The sequence below is a fragment of the Blautia caecimuris genome, assembly GCF_024622975.1.
GTDB classification, from domain to species: domain Bacteria; phylum Bacillota; class Clostridia; order Lachnospirales; family Lachnospiraceae; genus Blautia_A; species Blautia_A caecimuris.
In genome coordinates this window covers 1-20,281 of sequence record NZ_JANJZT010000024.1, presented here as the reverse complement: position 1 = coordinate 20,281, position 20,281 = coordinate 1, and the positions used below count along the sequence as shown (strand labels likewise).

Annotated in this window: 21 protein-coding genes; 20 read left to right on the top strand and 1 reads right to left on the bottom strand. The window is 44.7% G+C overall.

What is annotated here, in order from left to right; all coding sequences use genetic code 11:
* Positions 1–101 precede the first annotated feature (101 nt).
* On the bottom strand, positions 102–416 hold the full coding sequence (locus tag NSA57_RS14210) for a helix-turn-helix domain-containing protein (RefSeq protein WP_005361112.1): 315 nt from the start codon (positions 414–416) through the stop codon (positions 102–104).
* A 149-nt stretch (positions 417–565) separates the two neighbouring features.
* Here NSA57_RS14210 and NSA57_RS14205 point away from each other — a divergent pair, with 149 nt between their 5' ends.
* From NSA57_RS14205 to NSA57_RS14110, 20 genes are all read left to right on the top strand, one after another.
* On the top strand, positions 566–1,075 hold the full coding sequence (locus NSA57_RS14205; RefSeq protein WP_257465182.1) for an SLOG family protein: 510 nt from the start codon (positions 566–568) through the stop codon (positions 1,073–1,075).
* A 65-nt stretch (positions 1,076–1,140) separates the two neighbouring features.
* Positions 1,141–1,266 (top strand): DUF3789 domain-containing protein, encoded by a 126-nt coding sequence (locus NSA57_RS14200; protein ID WP_081017347.1) that lies wholly within the window; start codon positions 1,141–1,143, stop codon positions 1,264–1,266.
* Positions 1,267–1,269: 3 nt separating this feature from the next.
* Positions 1,270–3,378: a DNA topoisomerase 3 gene (locus NSA57_RS14195; RefSeq protein WP_257465181.1), complete on the top strand. Its 2,109-nt coding sequence runs from the start codon at positions 1,270–1,272 to the stop codon at positions 3,376–3,378.
* Positions 3,375–3,758 (top strand): hypothetical protein, encoded by a 384-nt coding sequence (locus tag NSA57_RS14190; RefSeq protein ID WP_257465180.1) that lies wholly within the window; start codon positions 3,375–3,377, stop codon positions 3,756–3,758. The genes NSA57_RS14195 and NSA57_RS14190 overlap by 4 nt, the downstream gene beginning before the upstream one ends.
* Before the next feature lie 5 nt (positions 3,759–3,763).
* Complete coding sequence (locus tag NSA57_RS14185; RefSeq protein WP_257465179.1) at positions 3,764–4,132, top strand: cysteine-rich VLP protein; 369 nt, start codon at positions 3,764–3,766, stop codon at positions 4,130–4,132.
* Between the two features lie 192 nt (positions 4,133–4,324).
* Positions 4,325–4,918 carry a hypothetical protein gene (locus NSA57_RS14180; protein ID WP_435521502.1) on the top strand — a complete coding sequence of 198 codons (594 nt, stop codon included), beginning with the start codon at positions 4,325–4,327 and terminating at the stop codon, positions 4,916–4,918.
* 13 nt (positions 4,919–4,931) lie between these two features.
* Positions 4,932–5,852 (top strand): DUF4316 domain-containing protein, encoded by a 921-nt coding sequence (locus tag NSA57_RS14175; RefSeq protein WP_257465177.1) that lies wholly within the window; start codon positions 4,932–4,934, stop codon positions 5,850–5,852.
* The gene (locus NSA57_RS14170; protein WP_257465176.1) at positions 5,852–6,550 is read left to right on the top strand and encodes a hypothetical protein; all 699 of its coding nucleotides are present in this window, start codon (positions 5,852–5,854) and stop codon (positions 6,548–6,550) included. The genes NSA57_RS14175 and NSA57_RS14170 overlap by 1 nt, the downstream gene beginning before the upstream one ends.
* Positions 6,547–6,891, top strand: a complete 345-nt coding sequence (locus NSA57_RS14165; protein WP_117552652.1) for a plasmid mobilization protein — start codon at positions 6,547–6,549, stop codon at positions 6,889–6,891. The genes NSA57_RS14170 and NSA57_RS14165 overlap by 4 nt, the downstream gene beginning before the upstream one ends.
* Before the next feature lie 85 nt (positions 6,892–6,976).
* Positions 6,977–7,267, top strand: a complete 291-nt coding sequence (locus NSA57_RS14160; protein ID WP_108980166.1) for a CD1845 family protein — start codon at positions 6,977–6,979, stop codon at positions 7,265–7,267.
* Between the two features lie 88 nt (positions 7,268–7,355).
* Positions 7,356–8,765 carry a relaxase/mobilization nuclease domain-containing protein gene (locus NSA57_RS14155; RefSeq protein ID WP_257465203.1) on the top strand — a complete coding sequence of 470 codons (1,410 nt, stop codon included), beginning with the start codon at positions 7,356–7,358 and terminating at the stop codon, positions 8,763–8,765.
* A gap of 363 nt (positions 8,766–9,128) precedes the next feature.
* Entirely contained in the window at positions 9,129–9,821 is a 693-nt protein-coding gene (locus NSA57_RS14150) for a response regulator transcription factor (RefSeq protein ID WP_257465175.1), read from the top strand.
* Positions 9,818–10,849, top strand: coding sequence for a sensor histidine kinase (locus NSA57_RS14145; RefSeq protein ID WP_009296633.1), 1,032 nt, complete (start codon positions 9,818–9,820; stop codon positions 10,847–10,849). Before NSA57_RS14150 ends, NSA57_RS14145 begins: the two co-directional genes overlap by 4 nt.
* 165 nt (positions 10,850–11,014) lie before the next feature.
* Entirely contained in the window at positions 11,015–13,048 is a 2,034-nt protein-coding gene (locus tag NSA57_RS14140) for an ABC transporter permease (RefSeq protein ID WP_055201191.1), read from the top strand.
* A gap of 129 nt (positions 13,049–13,177) precedes the next feature.
* Entirely contained in the window at positions 13,178–13,438 is a 261-nt protein-coding gene (locus NSA57_RS14135) for a hypothetical protein (RefSeq protein ID WP_005927561.1), read from the top strand.
* Between the two features lie 5 nt (positions 13,439–13,443).
* Positions 13,444–14,109 carry an ABC transporter ATP-binding protein gene (locus NSA57_RS14130; protein ID WP_005927557.1) on the top strand — a complete coding sequence of 222 codons (666 nt, stop codon included), beginning with the start codon at positions 13,444–13,446 and terminating at the stop codon, positions 14,107–14,109.
* 14 nt (positions 14,110–14,123) lie between these two features.
* On the top strand, positions 14,124–16,547 hold the full coding sequence (locus NSA57_RS14125) for an ABC transporter permease (RefSeq protein WP_257465174.1): 2,424 nt from the start codon (positions 14,124–14,126) through the stop codon (positions 16,545–16,547).
* A 117-nt stretch (positions 16,548–16,664) separates the two neighbouring features.
* Complete coding sequence (locus NSA57_RS14120; protein ID WP_257465173.1) at positions 16,665–16,925, top strand: hypothetical protein; 261 nt, start codon at positions 16,665–16,667, stop codon at positions 16,923–16,925.
* A 5-nt stretch (positions 16,926–16,930) separates the two neighbouring features.
* Complete coding sequence (locus NSA57_RS14115) at positions 16,931–17,596, top strand: ABC transporter ATP-binding protein (protein WP_009296631.1); 666 nt, start codon at positions 16,931–16,933, stop codon at positions 17,594–17,596.
* Between the two features lie 14 nt (positions 17,597–17,610).
* A complete protein-coding gene (locus NSA57_RS14110) occupies positions 17,611–20,001 on the top strand; it encodes an ABC transporter permease (protein ID WP_257465172.1) in 2,391 nt (796 codons plus the stop codon).
* Positions 20,002–20,281: the final 280 nt, after the last annotated feature.

Genomic DNA, 20,281 nt, shown 5'->3' with positions numbered 1-20,281 from the left:
ACAGTTTTTGAATACTTATCGGTATAGGGAGCGGACATTTCGAGAACATTATAAAATATAATAAAGAAAGTCACGAAAAAAGCGGCCATTACCGTGACCGCTTACTTTCTGCTATTGAGTTCTTTCATAATACCGAGGATATATTGCATGGATTGAGGATCAAGCTGTCTTGCCTCTGCAATGAATTCCTTCAAGGTTTCCGGGTAAGTATTTCCTTCGTCAAAGAATTCCTGCGGAGTCACACCCAGATATTCGCAGATGTAGAAAAAAGACTGCATAGCGGGAAGTGACTTTTTATTCTCAATATTATTGATGTAGTTGTTTGCCTGACCTAACGATAAAGACATATCGCGTGCGGAAACTCCTTTTTGTGTCCGCAGCTTCGCTAATCGTTCCGGGACAAAATCTTCATACATCGCCTTCACCTCCCATTCTGTAATAGATTGTACCTTACACTCCTTTATTATTCGCAAAGGGAAAAAGGGTATTATCGTTGACTTGCTAAATAAAATCTATTACTATGTGAAAAGTGAAGAATTTTACCTATCATATGGAGGGATGACCGATGAGAGGAAAGACTTGCTGTGTTACCGGACACAGGGATTTACCGCAAAATGAGATCAACAAAGTAAAAACCGCTTTGGAACATGAGATCGATGCTGCCGTTACAGATGGATTTACCTGTTTTATGAGTGGCTTTGCAGATGGCGCAGACCAGTATTTTGCAGAGCTGGTGTTGGAAAGAAAGCAGACTAATCCGGCGCTGGAGCTGATCGCAGTGATCCCTTACCGCAAACGTCTGGACAGCCTGAATAAGAAAACAAGAACCTGTGAACTGCTGGAGGCTTGTGCGGATGTTGTTGTCATACAGGAAAAATATCTCCCAAGCGTCTACTCCCACAGAAACCGCTATATGGTAGAGCACTCCGACCGAGTGATCGCTGTATATGATGGGCGGGAAACCGGCGGTACGGCAAAGACGATCCGCTTCACCCACCGGATGAAAAAGGAACTGCGGGAAATCCCGGTTGGAGAGATCGTCCTGCCGGATCACTTGAAACCAAAAACAAGATAGATACCTGTTGATGCGCTCACTTTGAAGTGGGCGTTTTTCTTTACCCATTTTTAGGAGGAATGCTTATGTGGAACCTGATTTCACATTTCCTTACCTTTGCCGGAGGAATGGCTTCCGGCGTTATGTTGATGTGTCTTATGCAAACCGGAAAACTTGCGGATAAAGAATTTGAAACTATGAAGGAGGAATAAAAATTGAAACTTGTGATTGCAGAAAAGCCCTCTGTTGCTATGTCATTGGCAGCAGTATTAGGCGCAACGGAAAGAAAAGATGGTTATCTCGAAGGTTCCGGCTATCTGGTGAGCTGGTGTGTGGGACATCTTTTGGAACTGGCACAGCCGGAGGCTTACAAAGAACAGTATGCCAAATGGCGGTATGAGGACCTTCCGATCCTACCGGAAAACTGGAAATATGAAGTTCCAAAGGATAAGAAAACGCAGCTTGCTCTTTTGTGCCGGCTGATGAAGGACAAACGGGTTGATTCCGTGGTATGCGCTACGGATGCCGGGCGTGAAGGAGAACTGATCTTCCGTCTGGTCTATGGATATGCCGGATGTAATAAGCCTATGGAACGCCTTTGGATTTCCAGTATGGAGGATGCGGCGATCCGTGAGGGCTTTGACCATCTCCGTCCCGGCAGTGATTACGATAAGCTCTATGATGCGGCAGTATGCCGGGCAGGAGCCGACTGGCTGATCGGGATCAATGCCACCCGGCTTTTTTCTGTCCTGTATGGTGTCACACTAAATGTCGGCCGTGTTATGTCACCGACGCTGGCACTTTTGGTACAGCGTGAGTCGGATATTGAATCCTTCATCAGTAAGCCTTTTTATGTGCCGGAAATCACCTGCGGAGGTTTTACTGCTTCCGGCGAAAAAATGACGGAACGATCCGAGACTGAAAAAATCCGTATGGACTGTGACCACAACTCCGCTTTTGTGCGTTCTGTGGAAAAGCAGGTAAAAACCATACAGCCTCCCCGCCTTTATGACCTTACAACTCTGCAAAGGGAATGTAACCGTATTTATGGCTATACGGCTCAACAGACTCTTGATTATGTGCAATCTCTCTATGAAAAGAAGCTGGCAACCTATCCGAGAACGGACAGCCAGTATTTGACGAAGGACATGCAGGCAACCGCCGCTTCCCTGATCCTGTGGCTGCGTGACAATATGCCCTTTGGAAAAGGCTGCGCCGGAGAACCGGACATTGACCGGGTAACAGACGACAGCAAAGTGACCGACCACCATGCCATCATTCCAACTGTGGAGATTGCACGGACAGACCTGTCAGAGCTTCCTTCCGGGGAGCGGGATGTGCTTACCCTGCTTGCCGTCAGACTGCTTTGTGCCACAACGCAGGCAAACCGGTTTGAAGCGGTCACCGCTATGTTAGACTGCCAGGGATATACTTTTACGGCAAAAGGAAAGACCATCTTACAGTCCGGCTGGAAAGAGGTGGAACGGATTCACCGTATGAGTATCAGGCAGAATGAAACGGAACACAGAGAAAATGAAGATGCCGCTCTCCCTGTGCTGAAGGAAGGGCAGACTTTTGAAATTGTGTCAGCAAGTTTCCGTGAAGGGAAAACTTCACCGCCGAAACACTATACGGAGGACACGCTGCTGTCCGCTATGGAGACGGCCGGTGCGGAAGATATGCCGGAAGATGCCGAGCGTAAAGGATTGGGTACTCCGGCTACCCGTGCGGCAACACTGGAAAAGCTGGTTTCTGCCGGATTTGTACAGAGAAAGAAAAAGCAGCTCATTCCTACGGAAAAAGGAAGGAACCTGATTGCAGTCCTGCCGGACAACATCAAGTCTCCCATCTTAACTGCAGAATGGGAATCTATGCTGAAACAAGTGGAACATGGCGAACTGTCGGCAACATCTTTTATGGATCAGATTGCAGATATGAGCCGGACGCTGGTAAAAGAACATACTACCCCGGAGGAACGTTTTGCGGATCTGTTTCCTTCTTCCAAAGGAACTGCACATGAAGCCGTGGGGGTATGTCCCCGCTGCGGTGCCCCGGTATTTGAAGGAAAGAAAGGTTTTTTCTGCGACAACAGGGAATGTTCTTTTGCTCTTTGGAAAGATAACCGTTTCTTTTCCAGCAAGAAAAAATCTATCACAAAGTCTGTGGCAGCGGCTCTTTTGAAAGAGGGCCGTATTTCTATGTCCGGGCTTTACAGTGAAAAAACAGGAAAGACCTATGATGCGGAAGTGATCCTGGATGATACCGGCGGTAAATATGTGAATTTCAAGCTGGAATTTCCCATAAAGAAAGGCAGGCGTAAATGAGTGATCGAAAAACCTTTGAATATGGCGGTTATCACTTCACGCCCATACGAAAATTTCACAAAAAAGAAGGCGACTTTTTCGCCATATCGAAACGGCTGGCAAGTGACCCCAACTTAGGGCTGTGTACCTATCAGGATCGGCAAAAAGCACCTTATGATTACAAAGGCTTTTATACCGTCGCAACCGACAAAGAATGTGATGTTTTCCGCTGCGAAGAAAATGGCTTATTGTATGTGCCGGGAAAAAACGAACTTTTTATTTACCATGAACCGAAACAGAAAAAGCGGAACTCTATCGCCGATGCCCTTTCACAGCCCAGGAATGCTACTGATGCAACCGGAATTTCCGGCGGCAGGCAAAGCAGTGACCCGGAAAGGTAGGCATTATGGCAGAGAGGGAATTAAAACGCTCGGAGCGGGCTGCAATCAGAAAGCTGGTTACAGAGCTTTGTGCCAACTATGACTCTCAGGATAAGATATGCCTTCCCCTGGACAGCCCTTGCTACATGCTGAATAAATGGTGGACCGGCGCTTATTGCAGGTACTTTGAAAAAGCGGTGCTGCCGGTGGATGCAGCATTGGAATCAGCCATTACCGGCGAGGACACCTCCATGAGACAGAAAATATGCCCTGTGTGCGGAAAAGCATATCTTCCTACGACCAGCCAGGCATATTGTTCTGATGCCTGCCGGATCTATGCAAGACGGAAATCCGAGCGGGAACGCAAACGCAGGAAGCGGCAAAACCAACCATGATATGTACGCAACTTAGCCTTAAAAGTCCTTGATTTTCAAGGGCTTTTGGCACCTGTTTTTAAGGGAGCTGTATAAGAATACTCCGGTGCTTTGAAATGAGGTTAAGTTGCGGACGAAACATATATTTTAACAAAAACGATAGGAGGCGATTTTTTGAATATCAACACGATTACTGCAGAGGACCTTCGCCGTATGTCAGATAAGGAAGGACTGATTTTACAGGGCTGTGGCGGGGATCTGACAGAGTGGGTGGACGGGATCAATGAAATGCTGACACATGCAGGCATATTGAAAGATGGCTGTCAGTTTGAGAATGTGGCTGCTTTTCAGCACGGCGAACTGACCTGTCTGCTTTACCCGTTTGATGATATGAAACTGGATATAGGAAAACTTGCCCTGTGGCGTTTACAGACCCATGAAGTCTATGGCGGCACATGGCTGTCGGACTTTGTGCCGAATTATTTAGGCGGATTTATAGAAACACCGGAAGCGTTGGCAGATAAACCGGATTGTCCACTGATCGGAGCAGATGGGAACATTTTTAATCTGCTGGGTATTGCTTCCCGTACTTTGCGGGAGCATGGTCTGAAAGAACAGGCAAAAGAAATGTCTGACCGGGTATTTGCTTCCGGCAGTTATGGAGAAGCGCTCTGTATCATTGGTGAATATGTCAACATCACAGATTCCGAACCGGAGCATAAGAATTCTCTCCGTCAGCAGCTAAAAGCAACAAAACCGGCAGACCCGGTAAAAAAGCAACAAACTTCCAAACAACAGGAACGATAAGGAGGGATGCGAAATGGAAAAGAAACTGACCTATGGTGTATGGGCGGTACGAAGCAGCACTTCTATTTTCGGACCGGCACAAAGCTGGTGCAAGGAAAATGGAAAACCGTTGGAATTTGATAGCAAAGCCGATGCTGAAAACTATGCAAAGGAAGCCAACGAGCATACGACAGCAAATGTCCGATACTATGTGAAAGAAAAAGAACCGGAACCCGGTGCTGTTCGGAAAGGAACATCTCAACCGGAGCTGGATGCACTCAGCCATGAAGAAGTGACACCAAGAAATGATGCAGCGGAAAAACAAAACGAGATTCCGGGCAGACAGATTCCTTCTCCAACAGATCCGCTGGTAGAAATCCGCTCTGCGGTTCATAGTAATTACGCAGGCATGGTCGCTATGCTGGGTGCGGACAACCGTGTATATTTGGGGCGTGAGGAACGCTGCCATTATCAGGATATGCAGCCATCTTACTATGACAATCAGGACGGCTCCCTGTGCTTTGTCTGTGATCAGCCAGACATGTATTATTTTCTTTATGGAGAAGGCTGGGCGCATACCCAGGCGGAAATGCTGGAACGAGGGCTTACCCTGCGCCAGTATGAAGAATTTGCGAGACTGCAAAATGGCGTCCTTGCACAGTTTACCACCCAAAGAGAAATTCTGTTTGCCGGACAGCCATTTCAGGCGCCGGAGAGTTATCTGCGCAATGCGGAACTTTATGAGGAAGGCCAGACCGGCAACTACAATATGCTGGATGGCAGGCTGAACAACGAACCTCCTGTGCGTCCGGATCTAACAGATGGACAGACAGATGAAGAAATCCGGGAGCTGGTGCCGGAAGCAAAGCCGTCTTTGATGGACCGTCTGAAAGCAGATAAACCGGAGCATGAAGCAAGGCAGATGATCCCTCCTGTACCGGAAAGGGAACGCTGATGGCTGGGGTAAGATTTGAGGATGTAGAGCTTCTGGGTGCTCTTTCCCGTATCGTAGATCTTCATACCCAACATTATAAAGAGGACTTTGACCTGGATAAAGAACTGATCTCAAAACTGGCTGTGTCAGACCGTTCAGAGGATAAACAGCTTCTTTGGATGTCACGCCCCTGCGGAACCTATACCCTGCGTGAACGGGAAGTTTATCTGGAGGGCAGCCATGAAAACAAAGTGTGGCGGTTTTACCAGGAACAGACAAATGATCCCGTTTTGGCTTATGCTATCTCTTTGAAAGAAGTCAGGGACGGAAAAATATTTGGCGATCTCTATCCGCTAAATTACAGAGAACATGTGGAACGGATGAAAAAACTGACCTGTCCAATCGGAAATGTAGCCGTTGCATTTGAGGATGGAAATGTTATCACGATTCCCTATCAGGAACGGAGACAGCTTATGAACCGGCTTATGCCAGAGCATGGAGCACCTAAAACAATGACGTATCTGCCAGAAAATGAGCCGGAGCTGATGATGATCCTAAAACGGGAACGCTTCAAACGCAGCTATCATGCGACAGCCGGAAATCTAGAGGAATATCTTGATAAGCTGGAAAAGACCACCCTGCGGGAAAAACTCAAAAGAGCAAAGACGGTGGTTTCAACACAGGAGGTCTCATCTCATAAAAGAGGGTTGGAACGATGAAGGGCAGGCATAACAAAAAATCTGTCCGCGTCGAATTTGTCATGTCCGAAGCGGAGGCCGAACTGGTAAAAGAACGCATGGCGGAACTTGGCATTACCAACCTGTCGGCATATCTGCGAAAGATGGCCGTAGACGGTTACATCATTCACCTTGATATGGGAGACATTCAAGAAATGATCCGGCTTCTCCGCATTTGTTCCAATAACTTAAACCAATATACCAGACGAGCCAATGAGACCGGCAGTATTTATGCCGCAGATATAGAGGACATCCGCACCCGTCTGGACAGCCTTTGGGATGGCATGGATAAACTGATCCGGGGATTTGCAAACATTTCATAAACAGCCGGAAAGCCGTTGCTTTCTTTTTGCCGTCACGGTAAAATTTTTATAAGGGCAGATGCCCTTCTGAAAGGAGGCAAAGCGTATGCGTTTGATAGGTAAATTACTGGCACTTCCCTTTATGCTGGTTACGGGGATTCTTTATCTGGTATGTAAATTTTTAGTGGTTCTTTCCGGTGCGGTACTTGGGATTCTTTCCGGGATCATCTTTCTGGCGGCATTGGTGCTGTTCTTTGTCGCAGGATTTTTGCCGGGTCTTGCATGGCTTATGATCGCCTTTCTTATTAGTCCATACGGTCTGCCTCTGGCGGCTGCATGGCTGGTAGGGATCATTGGCGGGGCAAACAGTGCCTTAAGGGATTTTATATTTGGTTAAGCAGATTTGGCGGGGCGCATAGGCAGCCCCGCTCTTTTTCTGCAATTATAACTTCTCTGATTGAAATTAAGTTAAGGAGGTGACGAAAATAGCGACCACAAGACTGATGTCTCTGCATGTAGGAAAAGGTCGGAATATCTCTACTGCGATTGCAGATATTATTGATTATGTAGAAAATCCGCAGAAAACCGATTTTGGAAAATTCATTTATGGCTATGAGTGTGATACCCGGCTTGCTGATGCAGAGTTCCTTCTGTCCAAACGACAGTATGCAAATCTGACCGGCAGAAATCAGGGTGTGGATGATGTGATCGCCTACCATCTCCGTCAGGCATTTAAGCCCGGCGAAGTTACGCCGGAAGAAGCCAATCAGATCGGCAGGGAGCTGGCACTGAAGCTCACAAAAGGAAACCATGCCTTTGTCGTCTGCACCCATGTAGATAAGCACCATGTCCATAATCACATCATTATCAACTCTACTACACTGGACTGTCAGAAAAAATTTCGCAACTTCTGGGGCTCTACCTGGGCAATCCGGCGAATGAATGACAAGCTGTGTTTGGAGCATGGACTTTCGATTGTAGAAAATCCGAAACCCAGCCGGGAGCATTATGGCACATGGCTGGGAAATAAAAAGCAGCCATCCTTTCAGGAACAGATACGCATTGCTATTGATGCTGCATTAGAGGAAAAGCCAAAAGATTTTGAGGAACTTCTAAAGAAGCTGGAGGCTGCCGGGATTGAAGTTAACCGTGAAAGAAAACATCTTCGGTTCCGAGTTCCGGGACAAGAAAACTATACCCGATGCGATACGCTCAAAGGCGATTATACAGAACAGGCCATCAAAGAACGGATTGCCGGTACACGGACAGTAAAATCTCGCCATACTTTTTCAAAAAAACCGGTTTCCAAAGTTGGATTGCTGGTAGATATAGAGGCTGCAATCCGTTCCGGCAAAGGTCCCGGTTATGAGCGTTGGGCAAAAGTGTTCAACTTAAAACAGCTTTCCCAGGCAGTGCTCTACTTAAAAGAACATGGCGATATGGGTTATGAGGATCTTCTGGAAAAAGCCAACGCCGCTACCACTAATTTCAATACCTTATCCGTTCAGATCAAAGATCTGGAGTCAAAAATGAACGCCAATGCCGAGCTGCAAAAGCAGATCGTAAACTATGTGAAAACGCGGGCTGTCTATGTAGAATATCGCAAAGCTGGGTATAGCAAAAAATACCGAACAGCACATGAGTCTGAAATTCTGCTGCACCAGGCGGCAAAGAATCATTTTGACGAGCTGGGAATCAAAAAGCTCCCCTCTGTCAAATCTCTCCGGGAGGAATACACCGATGTTCTGGAACAAAAACGGAAAGCCTATTCTGCCTATAAGCAGGCCAAAAATGATATGAAAGAACTTCATAATGTTCGGGCTAATGTGGAATATCTATTGGAGATTTCTTCCCCGCCACAACCGCAGCGCAGCACAGAAAAATCTCGTCAATAAGGTTGTCTGCTTTTCGTTTTCAGCGTTACAACGGAACGCGCAGCCATTGCCACCGGCAATGATCTCAGGGGTTTGGGGATATGTCACCAACAAGCATTTAGCAGGAATTCCGGGAACGGGATTTCTGCTAAATACGCAATCTTACGTAAGATTGCATTGCTTGCCAGTAGTTTTAAGAGTCTTTGGCAGAGGATCTGTTTACAGTTGCCGCATTGATAAACCTTTGATAACTGCCTATAATAGAGTTATTATTTTGAACTGCTATAACAGAGAAATGCAAAAAAATAAAATTTTTTGTCCGTTGTAACATTTCGCGGACATTTGCCTGTTATACTATCTGCAAAAAGCAAAGGAAGTGAGAATATGAAGCAGATTTTAATTGTCGAGGACGACAGTTTTTTGAATAAGATGTTAGACTATAACCTGACCGCAGACGGCTACGGCGTGACTTCTGCCCTAAACGCCAGAACCGCAGCCGAAGCCATCCGCCAGCGGGAATTTGATTTAGTGCTGCTGGACATCAACCTGCCGGACGGGAACGGTTTTGAACTGTGCAAGCTGATAAAGCCCCAGCACCCGGACACCATCGTAATATTCCTGACCGCCAACGATCAGGAGAGCGACCAGATACGGGGCTATGAGGTGGGCGCGGTGGACTACATCACAAAGCCCTTTGTGATCGGGGCCTTGCAGCGGAAAATCAAAGCCATGTTTGCCATGCTGGAACACCACAAACCGGCCAAGGACATTTACGACGACGGGCGGCTGTTTCTGGACTTCTCGGAGCAGACGGCTTCCCTAAACGGCAAGCCCCTGACCCTATCCCCGATGGAGTACAAAATGCTGAACCTGTTTCGTAAAAATCCCCGGCAAGTGCTGACCCGTGGGCAGCTTTTGGAAAAGCTGTGGGATATAGACGAAAGGTTTGTGGACGAACACACCCTGACAACCTCCATCAGCCGGATTCGCAGCAAGATTGAATCTGATGGAGGTACGCCCTACATCAAGACCGTTTACGGCATGGGCTATCAATGGACGGGAGGTGAGGCAAAATGAAGTTTCAAAATCTCTCGGTAAAGCGGCTGTTTAGCCGGGTGGCAATGGGGCTTGCCCTCTCCATGTCCGGGATCACCATAGCCCTGTTTCTTGTGACAAAACAGATTGCGGTGCTGCTGACAGGCGGGGCGCTGCTGCTGTGCGCCCTTGTGGGGATTTTTGTACTGACGCAGGCGTTTGGAAAGCGGCTGTCGCAGTTTACCGCTGACCTGTGCCAGACCTTAGACCACATGATCGCCGGGAATGAAGCGCCCCAGCGGCCAGAGGACAGCGAAACCCAGCTTGCCAGAATCGGACACCGGCTGGCAAGGCTTTACCAGATCATGCAGGAGAACCGCCGCCGGGTGGACGAGGAACGGCAGGAGTTACAGACCCTTGTATCGGATATTTCCCATCAGGTGAAAACGCCGGTAAGCAATCTGAAAATGGCGACGGACACCCTGCTGGAAAAGCCCATGACCGAGGCGGAGCGCACCGACTTTATCCGGGGAATCCGCAGCCAGACGGATAAGCTGGACTTTCTCTTTCAGGCCCTTGTGAAAACCTCACGGCTGGAAACGGGCGTGATCCAGTTGGATAAGAAACCGGGCCGCCTCTTTGATACCGTGGCGCAGGCCATGAGTGGGATTGTGTATGCAGCGGAGAAAAAGGAAATCGCTGTGTCCGTGGACTGCCCGGAGGATTTGACCGTTTTCCATGACAGCAAGTGGACATCCGAAGCCCTCTTTAACCTGCTGGACAATGCAGTGAAGTACACCCCGGCAGGCGGGAAAATCGCCGTGTCAGTGGTGCTGTGGGAAATGTATGTGGAGATCAAAGTGACCGACACCGGCAAGGGCATTTCCGAAAGCAATCAGGCTGCCATCTTCCGGCGCTTCTATCGTGAGGAAGAAGTACACGAACAGCAGGGCGTGGGCATTGGCCTGTATCTGGCCCGCGAGATCGTAACGCGGCAAGGCGGCTATATCAAAGTGGTTTCGGAGCCGGGCAAGGGTTCAGAATTTTCCATTATGCTGCCGACAAAATAGAACGCGGCGGACGGCCATTTCCGGCTGCCCGCCGTAAATTTTTTTGAAATGTCCGAGCGTTGTAACATTTCACCTCGATTTTCAATGAAATTTTTTGGCCGCTGTAACATTTCGCGGACATTTAGGTTTTACAATACCCTTATCAAATATGGAGGTGATACAACTATGACATGGCCTTTTGAAAATGACACCAGCGCCATTACAAAGAAGCTGGCGCAAAGAAGCTTCAAAGCCAACAAATTACGAAATATTGTTGCTGTAATAGCAATCGTTTTAACATCAATGCTTTTTACTTCTGTAACGACTTTATGTGTTGGAGCGATCCAGTCTATACAGACAACTATTTTGCAAATTAGGGGAACCAGCCCGTCCACTGGTACATCTGTAAATTGGATTGCCATAATAGCAGCCCTGTTTTTTATTATGATTTTTGTAATAACGGGCTATTTGCTCATTCGCAATATTTTTGAGATTTCTGTTGTTCAAGAAATAAAGAAATATGGCTTATTAAGAACAATCGGAACAACGGAGAAGCAAATCAAGCGAATTGTTTATAAGCAAGCATTTTGGCTGTCTATAATTGGTATATCTATTGGGTTGATTTTAGGATATATAGTAGGAATACTTATGCTTCCGTGGATTCTTAATTTTATGAAAGGCGAGTATCACAATCTTTCTGTGAACTTGAGTTTTAATCCTATTATTTTTGTCGTTGCCGGGATATTTAGTGCGATTACTGTTTGGGTGAGCATAAAGAAACCATTCAAAATTGCAGCTACGATTTCGCCCATTGAGGCAACCAGATACTATGAAAAAGACAATTATCATAGTGCCAACAAGAATCGTCTTTCGTTTAAGAATAGAATAACAGAAATGGCATGGAGAAATTTAAGAAGAAATTCAAAGCGTACCATATTTATCGTCTTATCCATGATACTCTGCATTATTCTCCTAAACAGTGCAATCGCAATCGGAAATAGTGTTGATGTTAAAAAATATGTATCTTCTGTTACCTCATTTGATTTTGTTGTGGCAAGCCCAAACACATTTTCTAATGTGCAAGGTTTTCGATTTAAAGATGATTCTGTTAGTAATGAAATCATATCTGATATTGAAAATAATATTCCTGTGCTGAACGGAAGTCGAATTTATAAAAACACTTTGGATGATGTCAGTGTTACTTATGATTATGGTAGTTTGGTCACGGAAGTATTAGACGAATACACAGAAGATAATCACCTTATACGAAGTGGTATGGTTGATGGCAGAACTTATCCAGTAAAACTCGGTGTTGATTATCGACCTCTTTGCAATATTTACGGGGTAGAAAAATCAATACTTCCTAAATTGAATTTCATTGAGGGAGAAACAGATATACAGCAACTAACCTCATATTTGGAAAGTGGAAACTATGTTATAGAAATTTCAGCGATCAACCCAAATGAATCTCCTGAATTTCTTTGTCCGCTCAATCAGGAAGTTACCATTTACAAAGATGGATTGCCTTATAAAACGGTTTCGGTAATTGCGCGTGCAGTGGTTGATTTTTCATTGGTAGAATCTCCGGGTAAGAATGTTGGCTACACTGATGTTGGCGGCGATTGTCCTATTTTCTATATGAGTAATGAGATGTTTGTGGAATTGTATAACAATCCAGCCATAATGAGTTATGTGTTTGATGTGGAAAAAGAACACTTTTTGCCAGCGACCGAGTACATCAATTCTTTGCCTACCGTTGAATACGCATCGTCTGAAACATTGGCACAAACTATGAATGGATTAAAACAAACTATTTTTATCATAGGTGGCCTTATTGGGTTTCTATTAGGAAGTATCGGGCTTGTGAATTTTTCCAACATCATTATAACGGGCATTATAAACCGGCAACGGGAATTTGCTACATTAGAGAGCATCGGAATGACGAAAAAACAAATTAACAAATTGACCGTATTGGAGGGATTGTTTTACGCATTTCTGATTTGTGTAATGGGTTTACCTCTCTCTCTTATTGTTGCAAATACAATTCTTCCTACTTTCTTTAATCAACCTGACTTATGGCTGTTTACAATACAGCCTACGATTTTCCCGTTGATATTAGAGGGAATTGTTATTTGCGTTGTGGCGATTATAGTTCCTCATGTTTCGTTTCGCTATTTTAGAAAAACAAGTATTGTAGCTCGATTAAGGGTAGTTGAATAATAATTTTGAAATGTCCGAGCGTTGTAACATTTCACCCCGATTTTCGATGAAATTTTTTGGCCGCTGTAACATTTCGCGGACATTTGGGTTTTACAATGACCTTATCAACAAAAGTGAGGAGGCGTTGCAATGGAACTGACCCCGACCATGATTTTGAATCTGGCGCTGCTGATCGTCCCGCCCGTTGCCCTTGTGCTGGCGTTCTGGCAAAGGCTGGCCCAGCACATCCGCTGGACGGTTGCCTTGACTGCCCTCTGTGATGTTCTCCTGTTTTGGGATGAACTGTTCTACTATGAGAGCTTCGGACTGTTCGCTGTGCTGATTCTGGTACAGTTGGCGGCCACCGGCGCAGCAGCGTTCCGCATTTACAACAAACAAAGAAAGGATTGAATTTTATGAGAATTTTACAGACTATCGACCTGAAAAAGTATTACGGTACAGAGCCGAATATCACCCGCGCCCTTGACGGCGTGAACTTCTCTGTAAATGACGGCGAATTTGTGGCCGTTGTGGGAACCTCCGGCAGCGGCAAGTCCACCCTGCTTCACATGATGGGCGGGCTGGACACCCCTACTTCCGGCAATGTGATTGTCCGGGACAAAGAACTGTCGAAAATGAACGACGAACAGCTTACCATCTTCCGCCGCCGCAACATCGGCTTTATCTTCCAGAACTATAACCTTGTTCCTATCCTGAATGTGTATGAGAACATCGTCCTGCCGGTGGAGCTGGACGGGGACACGGTGGATCAGAAGTTTTTGGACGAGATCGTTCACCTGCTGGGGCTGGAAGATAAACTGAAAAATATGCCGAACAATCTTTCCGGCGGCCAGCAGCAGCGTGTGGCTATCGCCCGCGCCTTGATTACCAAACCGGCTATTGTGCTGGCCGACGAGCCGACCGGCAACCTTGACAGTAAGACCAGCGCCGAGGTGCTGGGGCTTATCAAGCGTACCAGTGCGGAGTTCCGGCAAACTGTCGTGATGATTACCCACAACAACGACATTGCCCGCCTTGCAGATCGGATTGTCCGCATTGAGGACGGCAAGATTGTGGAGTAAGGAGGTGGCAGGCTATGACATGGCCTTTTGAGAATGATACCAGCGCCATTACAAAGAAGCTGGCAAAAAACAGCTTAAAGTCCGGGAAAATGAGAAATATTTTGATTATCCTGACGATTTCACTTTCCGTTGCGTTGATGTCTGGGTTGGCGCTGTATATTGCTTCCATGCAGACTGCAAATAGTCGGCAGTTGGAGAATTTGCAGCAGGTATTTTTTTATGATATTACAGAGCAGCAATGTGACACACTCCGGCAAGACAGTCGGATTTCAGAAATGAGGGTGACAAAATACGGCAAGCGTTCTGAAATAGAAAATTATGTGATCTGGCCGATGTATATAGAACAATCTGAGGGCAAAATCCAAAGTGCTGAAATTTCAGAGGGACAATATCCTATGTCTGAAAATGAGGTTGCCGTTGATGTTTCTTACTTAGATCGGATTGGTGAAAATCTAAAAATTGGCGACACGGTTTCCTTTTCTTTTTATGACGGGACGCAAGAATCTTTTGTGCTTTCCGGTCTTACAGATACCGGCTCCACTTCTGATGTGTACCCGGTCTATTTCTCTGAACGGTATGCAGAACGGGGAAGCCAGTTGAAAGATACTTTATTTGTAGCTGCCGCACAGATACAGGACGCCAGAAGTATGACAGCAGATGAATTTCTCGATACCATTCATGCAATCGGAGCTGATTGTAACATTGACCGTCCAAGTATCGGAGAAAACAGTGCGTTTGTCCAGTCCTTGACCTTTAATCCGAAAAATATGCTGATTGCCCTTTGTATTGGGCTTGTAGTGCTGTTCGCCGGTGTGATCGTGATATACAGTATTTTCTATATCTCTATCATTAACCGTATTCAGTATTTTGGGCAGTTGAGAACAATCGGAACTACGGGCAAACAGATAAAACGGATCGTAAAACGAGAGGGGACTTTACTGTTTTGCATAGGCGCACCATTGGGGTTAGCCATCGGCTCAATTTTTGCAGGGATTCTCAATGCCGAGGGATGGTCATGGAAGAACTTTCTCATTTGGGGCGGCCTGATTATTTTGGTGGAGTACATCGCTGTTTTATATTCCATCAGTAAGCCTGCTAAAATTGCAGGCAAGGTATCGCCTATTGAGGCATATAGGACAAAAGGCTCATTACAGAACTGCAAGACACCGAAGCACTTGTCCAGAAAAATTACACCTTTTTCAATGGCAAAAATGAACACCTCACGCAATAGAAAAAAGTTTCTGATGACTTCTTTCTCTCTGGCGATCAGCGGCATAATCTTTATGGTTGGCTCTACCTTTTTAACCTCATTTAATCAGGAGGCATACGCCCGAAACGGAATCATGGAGTATGGAGAAATTCGGATTTATTTATCCGAAAATGCAGCACAAGTAAATGAACTGGGGTATGCAGGAGTACAAGTCAACAATCCGCTTAATGACACTTTTATGCAGGAGGTTTCTCAAGTAAGCGGAGTAAACGGGATAATACCATTTGAAAAACTATATTGCACATTTGAATATAATGGCCGCCGTGACAAGGATTTTATAGTTCCATTTACAGAAGAAGAATTTACACATCTATCACAGTACATGGAAACAAAGGACAGGAATTATTCAGACATTGTAAAAAACAAAGAAATCTTTGTCTTAAAAAATGACGCAGTAGAAGAAATTTATGGTTGGAAATTTCAGCCCGGCGATACTATAAAATTTGAATGGTTTGACGGCACAGAATATCGTGAAGATGTGTTTTCTGTCGGCGGTGAGATTTCAAACGAAAAAGCATACAGCAATCCAGAGTGTTTTACTGCGCTCGGCGTATCTGGTTGGTTTTTAATGCCGGATGAACTTATTCGCACCATGCTGCCGGAGGGATATAATATCAATTCGGAGGTACTTCTTTCGACAGAATGGGACTCCAAAGAAGCAGAAATCACGCAGCAATTAAATTCCATAGTTTCCAGCTCGAATAATCTGCAAATGCGTACTTTGAGGGATTCTATCAATAGCAAGGCAGGAATGTATAACACTCTTTTGACCTCGATTATTGGCATTAGCATTTTTATTATGATGTTCAGCCTGATTAGTCTAATCAATACGCTGGTGACAAATATTATGACCCGAAAGCAGGAATTGTCTGTTTTACAGTCTATTGGTATGACAAAGCGGCAGCTTAATCACATGGTACAATGTGAGGCGGGATTGATTGCCGTGTGGAACATCATTATCACCTTGTTAGCCGGTGGGCTTTTAGGGCTTATGCTGATTCGTGGGCTGAACAGCATAGGAATGAGCTATCTGCATTGGGCCTATCCGATTTGGTTTGCACTTTTCTATGCAGTTATCGTCCTTATCATGCCAGCGGTTATAACAAAGGCGGCAATTTATCTCCTTCAGAAAAAGTCTATTGTGGAGAGATTGCGGGAAATCGAATAAAGCGTTTGAAATATCCAAGAAATACGGCGGACGGCCATTCCCGGCTGGCCACTGTAACATTTCGCGGACATTTGGGTTTTACAATGACCTTATCAACAAAAGTGAGGAGGCGACGCAATGGAACTGACCCCGACCTTGATTTTGAATCTGACGTTGCTGATCGTCCCGCCCGCTGTCCTTGTGCTGGCGTTCTGGCAAAGGCTGGCCCAGCACATCCGCTGGACGGTTGCCTTGACTGCCCTCTGTGATGTTCTCCTGTTTTGGGATGAACTGTTCTACTATGAGAGCTTCGGACTGTTCGCTGTGCTGATTCTGGTACAGTTGGCGGCCACCGGCGCAGCAGCGTTCCGCATTTACAACAAACAAAGAAAGGATTGAATTTTATGAGAATTTTACAGACTATCGACCTGAAAAAGTATTACGGTACAGAGCCGAATATCACCCGCGCCCTTGACGGCGTGAACTTCTCTGTAAATGACGGCGAATTTGTGGCCGTTGTGGGAACCTCCGGCAGCGGCAAGTCCACCCTGCTTCACATGATGGGCGGGCTGGACACCCCTACTTCCGGCAATGTGATTGTCCGGGACAAAGAACTGTCGAAAATGAACGACGAACAGCTTACCATCTTCCGCCGCCGCAACATCGGCTTTATCTTCCAGAACTATAACCTTGTTCCTATCCTGAATGTGTATGAGAACATCGTCCTGCCGGTGGAGCTGGACGGGGACACGGTGGATCAGAAGTTTTTGGACGAGATCGTTCACCTGCTGGGGCTGGAAGATAAACTGAAAAATATGCCGAACAATCTTTCCGGCGGCCAGCAGCAGCGTGTGGCGATTGCCCGCGCCCTGATTACCAAACCGGCTATTGTGCTGGCCGACGAGCCGACCGGCAACCTTGACAGCAAGACCAGCGCCGAGGTGCTGGGGCTTATCAAGCGCACCAGCGCAGAGTTTCGGCAAACTGTCGTGATGATTACCCACAATGACGACATAGCCCGCCTTGCAGATCGGATTGTCCGCATTGAGGACGGAAAGATTGTGGAGTAAGGAGGTGGCAAGCTATGACATGGCCTTTTGAAAATGATACCAGCGCCATTACAAAGAAGCTGGCAAAGAAAAGTTTGCAAAGCGAGAAGCGCCGGAATTTTATGATAATAATTGCTATTTCACTGGCAGCGTTTTTGATGTCAATGTGTGGAACATTATTTTTTGCTTTTCAGGAATCTCAAAATAATATGGCCACTTTTCAAGCCAGCTATGATAATCTGACAGAGGATAAAATTGAAAAACTTCGTCATCAACCAGAAATCGAAACGGTAGCGTCGCTTTACAATCTGGGAGAAATAAAAATGCCAGAGGGATATTCATTGTATTTGGCATATATGGATGACGCGGCATGCTATATTGCCCGAAATCAATTTACACTAAAAGATGGGACTATGCCATCTAAAGAAAATGAAATTGCAGTTGACCGTGAAATGGTGAACAAATATTTTTCTAATACTGCAATCGGAGATAAAATTTCTTTTCAAATAAACGGAAAATCACAAGATTTTGTGATTTCTGGGATTACGGAAAGCTCGACTGAATCACAGGGCAATTACTCGTGCTATATATCAAAATCGTTTGTAGAAAATAGCCCTAATTATAATCCTGAAAAATACCAAAGTTATGTTTGTTTTGCTGATGCAGATTCAACATCAAAAGAAATTCTAAAAGAAAGAATTGCTTCTATTGGAAAAGAAATTGGTGCTGATTATAGCTTAAGTTTTCTCTTTTTTAGAGAGAATATGGGATTGTCATTTGAAAATATACTAACTTTTGTAAGTTTGTCCGTGTTGGTATTATTTGCCGGTATAACGGTAATCCAAAGTATTTTCAGAATTTCTATCAATGAAAAAATAAGAAATTTCGGACAGTTACGCACTTTAGGTACAACTGCATTACAGATAAAGAAAATGATAAACTATGAAAGTAGATATTTATCATGGCTTGGAATCCCTCCGGGTATTGTTTTGGGTGCGATTGTCGGAACTGTTTTGGGAAGTAATGAATTTTCCAGCGGATTTTCTCCTATCAATATTCCTTTTGTAATGATAGGTGTTTCCATCATTTGCACTCTTATGGTGAAATTATCTGTTCGCAAGCCGCTTAAAATTGCGGCAACTACTTCCCCTATTGAGGCAGTACGATATATAGCTTATCGAAATGCTCCGATGCAATCTCGAAAACATAATAAGAAAATTTCACCTTACTCTTTAGCTCTATTAAATCTTGGACGCGATAAGAAAAAGACAGCCAGTACATTGCTTTCCTTGATATTTGGAGGATTACTCTTATTTATATCTGCATCCGCAGCAGTTAGTAATACGCCAGAACAATTTGTCCGTGAAAAGTTTTTTGTAAACGGCGGAAGCTTCCGTATATATCTTTCTGAAGAATCAGTTGGAAAAAACGAAACAAATAATCCGCTAAATGAATCTTTGAAAGAAGAACTTTTGAATACTAAAGGAATCCAAAAGATTATACCACTTAGAGATTCGGTAGGAATGTGTCATTATTCTATCAATGGAAATGCTACTGAGGGAATGTGTGATATAATTTCGGTTCAAAGTACAGAAGGTAATTTTAGCTTTGTTGAACAACATTTGATAGATGGACAAATGCCTAAGAACCAGTTTGAAGTTTTATTGACAGATGGATATATGGAACTGGGGATTACAAAAGGGACGCCTATAAAGATTACAAATAGTGGAGAGGAAATAGAATGTATTGTTTCCGGTTTCTTTGATAAGAGCTTTGTCGGAACCGAAAACGGTACAGATGCTATTGATCCAGCGAATCTTATAATTACACAAGAACTTGCACAACAACTATTCACAAACACAGAAAATTTTGCTTACTCATGGGAGATCATAACTGATAAAACTTATAATGATGAAATAGAATCAGCCATTCAGCAGAAAATTACCTCTAAAGAAAAGGGGCTTTCTATTTGCAGCTATAATGATGTTGTAGAGTACATGGAATCTTCTATGAACTTATTGTTTGGAAGTTTGCAAATGCTGTCATTACTAATTTTGCTGTTTGGAATAATCAATCTAATCAATATGACGCTCTCTAACCATCAAGCGCGTAAACAGGAAATCAGTACATTACGCTCTGTTGGATTAAGCCTAAAACAATTATATCGTTCTCTCATAACAGAGGGATTGCTATATGTACTTGTTTCATTTGGAATCGTTCTTTTGGTTGGTATTCCCATAGCTATTCCTGTAAGCAAAGCTGTTGGTATTCTATTCGGTATGCCAAATCTCTCATATCAATTTCCAACAATGCAGATAGGTGGATATCTACTAATATTGATTCTTTTACAGTTGATTCTTTCTGTATGGGAAATACGGGATTTGAAAAAGCGTTCATTAACAGAACAAATGCGGGCAATGGAATAACCTTTTAGGATTGGCGGGGCGGCGTGTGCTGCCCCGCTTTTTTCGCCATTTCTCAAAGAAATTTTTGAAATGTCCGAGCGTTGTAACAATTCAGCCTGTTTTTTTGTCGAAATCGAAGGCACCTCGGACATTTGTGTAACATTTGTAGTTTATGCTTGTGGTAAATCAATATTGGGGGGTAAGTAAGTAATCATCCGTATCTGTTTTTTCATTTTTTATTCTGCTACAATCTCCTTAAAACTCAGGAGGTATTCTATACACTATGAACAAAGAAGAAAAA

Coding starts and splice junctions, on each gene's coding strand:
- NSA57_RS14110 (WP_257465172.1), top strand. CDS start 17,611: ATGACATGGCCTTTTGAAAATGATACCAGCGCCATTACAAAGAAGCTG.
- NSA57_RS14175 (WP_257465177.1), top strand. CDS start 4,932: ATGGAAAAGAAACTGACCTATGGTGTATGGGCGGTACGAAGCAGCACT.
- NSA57_RS14165 (WP_117552652.1), top strand. CDS start 6,547: ATGAAGGGCAGGCATAACAAAAAATCTGTCCGCGTCGAATTTGTCATG.
- NSA57_RS14130 (WP_005927557.1), top strand. CDS start 13,444: ATGAGAATTTTACAGACTATCGACCTGAAAAAGTATTACGGTACAGAG.
- NSA57_RS14140 (WP_055201191.1), top strand. CDS start 11,015: ATGACATGGCCTTTTGAAAATGACACCAGCGCCATTACAAAGAAGCTG.
- NSA57_RS14190 (WP_257465180.1), top strand. CDS start 3,375: ATGAGTGATCGAAAAACCTTTGAATATGGCGGTTATCACTTCACGCCC.
- NSA57_RS14185 (WP_257465179.1), top strand. CDS start 3,764: ATGGCAGAGAGGGAATTAAAACGCTCGGAGCGGGCTGCAATCAGAAAG.
- NSA57_RS14115 (WP_009296631.1), top strand. CDS start 16,931: ATGAGAATTTTACAGACTATCGACCTGAAAAAGTATTACGGTACAGAG.
- NSA57_RS14180 (WP_435521502.1), top strand. CDS start 4,325: ATGTCAGATAAGGAAGGACTGATTTTACAGGGCTGTGGCGGGGATCTG.
- NSA57_RS14170 (WP_257465176.1), top strand. CDS start 5,852: ATGGCTGGGGTAAGATTTGAGGATGTAGAGCTTCTGGGTGCTCTTTCC.
- NSA57_RS14160 (WP_108980166.1), top strand. CDS start 6,977: ATGCGTTTGATAGGTAAATTACTGGCACTTCCCTTTATGCTGGTTACG.
- NSA57_RS14125 (WP_257465174.1), top strand. CDS start 14,124: ATGACATGGCCTTTTGAGAATGATACCAGCGCCATTACAAAGAAGCTG.
- NSA57_RS14200 (WP_081017347.1), top strand. CDS start 1,141: ATGTGGAACCTGATTTCACATTTCCTTACCTTTGCCGGAGGAATGGCT.
- NSA57_RS14120 (WP_257465173.1), top strand. CDS start 16,665: ATGGAACTGACCCCGACCTTGATTTTGAATCTGACGTTGCTGATCGTC.
- NSA57_RS14205 (WP_257465182.1), top strand. CDS start 566: ATGAGAGGAAAGACTTGCTGTGTTACCGGACACAGGGATTTACCGCAA.
- NSA57_RS14135 (WP_005927561.1), top strand. CDS start 13,178: ATGGAACTGACCCCGACCATGATTTTGAATCTGGCGCTGCTGATCGTC.
- NSA57_RS14210 (WP_005361112.1), bottom strand. CDS start 416: ATGTATGAAGATTTTGTCCCGGAACGATTAGCGAAGCTGCGGACACAA.
- NSA57_RS14150 (WP_257465175.1), top strand. CDS start 9,129: ATGAAGCAGATTTTAATTGTCGAGGACGACAGTTTTTTGAATAAGATG.
- NSA57_RS14145 (WP_009296633.1), top strand. CDS start 9,818: ATGAAGTTTCAAAATCTCTCGGTAAAGCGGCTGTTTAGCCGGGTGGCA.